Source organism: uncultured Anaerococcus sp. (assembly GCF_947253225.1).
GTDB lineage: Bacteria > Bacillota > Clostridia > Tissierellales > Peptoniphilaceae > Anaerococcus.
Genome location: NZ_CAMXYR010000092.1, coordinates 1 through 4,061, shown reverse-complemented (window position 1 = coordinate 4,061; position 4,061 = coordinate 1). Strand labels below are relative to the sequence as shown.

The window sequence follows — 4,061 nt, the reverse complement described above, 5'->3', positions numbered from 1 at the left end:
GGCCAATAAAGTTAAATTTAATATTTGTAACGTACACTACGCTCTCTTTGATAAATCCGAAGAGGGCGTTATTAAATATAAGACACCAGTGCCAATGCCTGGTGCTGTTTCAATTTCATTAGATCCAAATGGTGAGCCAGAAAGCTTTTATGCTGATGGAATTGAATACTACACTATTTCAAACAATATGGGCTATGACGGAGATTTAGAAATTGCTTTAATTCCTGAATCCTTTAGAACTGATGTTTTGATGGAAAAATCAGATTCTAATAAAGTTTTAATTGAATCCTCAAATTCTGAGACTGCAAACTTTGCACTTCTATTTGAGTTTGATGGTGACCAAAAGAAAATCCGTCACGTCATGTATAATTGTTCAGCAGCAAGACCTACTCTCGAAGGAGAAACCAACTAGGAGTCAAGAGAAGTTCAACCAGAAACCTTATCTATCCAAGCAAGACCACTTCCAAATGGTAATGTAAAGGCTAGAACAAGTGATGAGACAACTAAGGAAACTTATGATGGCTGGTATAAATCAGTTTATCTACCAATAGAAACTTCATCTTCTACAGCAAGGACAACAGGAGGTAGTAGATAATGGCATTAACAAAAACCATAAAAATTGATGGGAAAGATGTTATATTTCGTGCATCTGCAGCTATTCCTAGAATATATAGGCTGAAATTTGGAAGGGATATTTTCAAAGACTTGATGGAACTAGAAATGTCCATGAAGAAAAACGATAAAGATAAATCTAATCTTGATATTGGTTCACTTGAGTTATTTGAAAATATAGCCTATGTAATGGCAAAGCATGGAGACAAATCTATTCCTGATAGTCCAGAAGAATGGTTAGATAATTTCTCAACTTTTTCAATTTACCAAATTCTACCTCAGTTAATTGAGTTATGGGGACTTAACATAAAGTCGGAAGAAATTCCTAAAAAAAAGTAAGACCAACAGAAAGACCAATGACCACACCCTTATTCCTATTGAGGGCAGTGGAACTTGGTCTTTCTGTTTCTGATTTATCTCTACTAACAATTGGACTTGTAAATGATATGTTCACAGAAAAGAATAATGACGACTATAAATACAAAGAAGTAGCTACTCAGGAGGACTTTGACAGGTTCTAATTAAATAGGTTAATGGTATAGTTAAATCAAATAGAAATATTAATCTATAAGGAGCTTGGTAGTGAGAGATAATGAATTAAGTAAAGAAGAGTTAGAGTTTTTAGATGTAAGCAGTGAAGTTTTCAAAAAGGGACAATCTCTAGAAGAATACAGGTCTGATATAAAAAGATGGTTGATGTTATGTCCTTGGAAATATTCTTCTGAGTTTGCTGATCACACAATTGAACTCTATAGTATTGAAATTTCCTTAGCCCACTTTAATGAAGAGCCTGTAGCAGATATTGCCTGCGATATAGGATATTGTTGTGGCTAAAATAACTATGAGATTGAATTAAGCATCTACCAAAAAATGGTAGGTGCTTTTATTATGCTTATTTTTAATGAGGAGGTGAGATATTGGCAAATAGAATAAAAGGGATAACTGTTGAGATTGGTGGAGATACTACCAAACTTCAAGACGCACTTAAATCTGTAAATACAGAAATAAAACATACTCAGTCAGAATTACGTGATGTTAATAAACTTCTTAAACTTGACCCAGGAAATACTGAACTTATCTCACAAAAGCACAAGTTATTAGGTCAGACCTTAGAAGAAACAAAAAATAAATTAACTTCTTTGAAAGAAGCACAGAAGCAATCTGAACAGGCTCTTGCAGAAGGTAAAATCTCCCAAGAACAATATGATGCCCTTAAACGAGAGATTATTGAAACAGAACAAGCCCTAAAGTCTCTAGAAAGACAAGGGGCAACCACTAATCAAACCCTGCAAAACATAGCTATTACTGGGGAAAAATGGCAAAACACAGGGCAAAATATAGAAAACGTAGGAAGAAAAATGATGCCAGTATCTCTTGCAGTAGCAGGTCTTGGAGTAGCAGCTGTAAAGACTGCATCAGATTTTGATTCTGGTATGTCAAAGGTAAAAGCAGTATCTGGTGCAACAGGGTCCGACTTTGATGCCCTAAGGGAAAAGGCTCGTGAAATGGGAGCCAAAACAAAGTTCTCAGCATCTGAAGCGGCAGAGGCTATGAACTACATGGCTATGGCTGGTTGGAAAAGTAAAGATATGATTAGTGGTATTGAAGGAGTCATGAACCTTGCTGCAGCTAGTGGTGAGGACTTAGCTACTACTTCAGATATCGTAACAGATGCCCTTACAGCCTTTGGTTTAAAAGCAGAAGATTCTTCTCACTTTGCTGATGTTCTTGCTGCTGCATCATCTAATGCCAATACCAATGTTTCATTAATGGGTGAAACCTTCAAATATGCTGCACCTATTGCTGGGACACTTGGCTATTCAGTTGAAGATACAGCAGTAGCTATAGGTTTAATGGCTAACGCAGGAATAAAAGGCTCACAAGCAGGGACAGCTTTAAGGTCTGGACTAACAAGACTCGCATCACCAACTAAAGAAGTTATTAATGGAATGTCCATGTTGGGATTATCTATTGAAGATGTACAGGGCCTTTCACTTGATGAAACTCTAAGCACCTTTAGAGTTGCCTTTGCCAATTTAGATGGAACTCAAAAAGCACAAGCAGCATCCATGATATTTGGTAAAAATGCCATGTCTGGAATGTTGGCAATCATAAATGCCAGTGAGAAAGACTACAATAGTTTGAGTGATGCCATCTATAATGCAGATGGAACAGCAGAAAAAATGGCTGCTACTATGCAGGATAACCTAGCTGGTCAATTAAAGATTTTACAATCTGCCTTAGAAGAATTAGCCATATCCTTTGGAGAACTTTTAATGCCTGCTGTTAGAAAAGCAGTAGATATATTAACAAAACTGGTAAATGGACTTAATGCACTTCCAGGACCAGTAAAAGGTATTATTGCAGGTATCGGTCTTTTTATAGCTGCTCTTGGTCCTGTACTAATGATTGTAGGAAAACTTATATGGTCAATAGGTACTATTATGACCAAAGGGCCTCTAATAGTAGGAGGAATAACTAAGATAGTTGGAATCTTTACAGGTACACTTATACCAGCAATCACTGCAGTAGTATCAGCCATAGGTATTGTTCCTATTGCTATTGGTGCAGTAATAGCTGGACTTGTTCTTTTATGGAAGAAATGTGACTGGTTTAGAGAAGGTCTTATCTCTATTTGGGAAACAATAAAAGAATCAACAGTAGTTATTTGGAATGGAATAAAAGAATTCTTCGTAAACCTCTGGCAAGGAATATCAGAATCTTGGACAAGCACTTGGACTGATATTACAAGTTTTCTATCAGAATTTTGGGCTGGATTTATTGAAGGTGTTAAGACTACTTGGAAAGGCATCAAGGACTTCTTTGCCAACCTGTGGAATGGACTTTCTGAAGGATGGAATACTATCTGGACATCTATAACAACTTTTCTAACTGAATCTTGGAATACCTTTATTGAGGGAGCCAAGAGTCTATGGCAAAGTTTAGGAGAATTCTTTACAAGCCTCTGGACAGGAATTCAAACTACTTTTACCAATATATGGACAGCTATCTCAACTAAAACCACAGAAGTATTTACAGCAGTTGGACAATTCATTAGGACTACTTGGGAAGGTATTAAGACTTTAATTTCAACAGTTCTTGATGCTATAAAGGTAAAAGCAGAGACCATTTGGAATGGGATAAAAAGTTTCTTAACCACTGTAATTACAGCTATTGGAACATTTATATCTACATCCTGGAACAATATAAAAGTAGTAATTCAAACCGTTTTAAATGCTGTTAAATCTATAGTGATGAATGTTTGGAATGCTATCAAGTCCTTCATATCTGGAGTTTTAAATGGAATTAGGTCATTAGTATCTAATATTTGGAATAGTATCAAATCTACTATTTTATCAACAGGGAATTCTGCAAAATCAGCAGTAACATCTACCTTTAATTCCTGTCTCTTATACACATCTCCGAGCCCACGAGACTATTGCGCTCAT

General features: G+C 36.1%; 4 protein-coding genes and 1 pseudogene. All 5 read left to right on the top strand.

Features of this window, described 5'->3' with window-relative positions; genetic code table 11:
- Nucleotides 1-595: pseudogene (locus tag Q0W95_RS07620) on the top strand (major tail protein); the annotation flags it as partial.
- On the top strand, nt 595-951 hold the full coding sequence (locus Q0W95_RS07615; RefSeq protein ID WP_297791490.1) for a hypothetical protein: 357 nt from the start codon (nt 595-597) through the stop codon (nt 949-951). The pseudogene Q0W95_RS07620 and the gene Q0W95_RS07615, both read left to right, overlap by 1 nt.
- Nucleotides 952-968: 17 nt before the next feature.
- Entirely contained in the window at nt 969-1,133 is a 165-nt protein-coding gene (locus Q0W95_RS07610) for a hypothetical protein (RefSeq protein ID WP_176714517.1), read from the top strand.
- 61 nt (nt 1,134-1,194) lie between these two features.
- Complete coding sequence (locus Q0W95_RS07605) at nt 1,195-1,446, top strand: hypothetical protein (RefSeq protein ID WP_297791487.1); 252 nt, start codon at nt 1,195-1,197, stop codon at nt 1,444-1,446.
- 83 nt (nt 1,447-1,529) lie between these two features.
- A partial coding sequence (locus Q0W95_RS07600) for a phage tail tape measure protein (RefSeq protein ID WP_297791485.1) occupies nt 1,530-4,061 on the top strand: 2,532 nt, incomplete at its 3' end.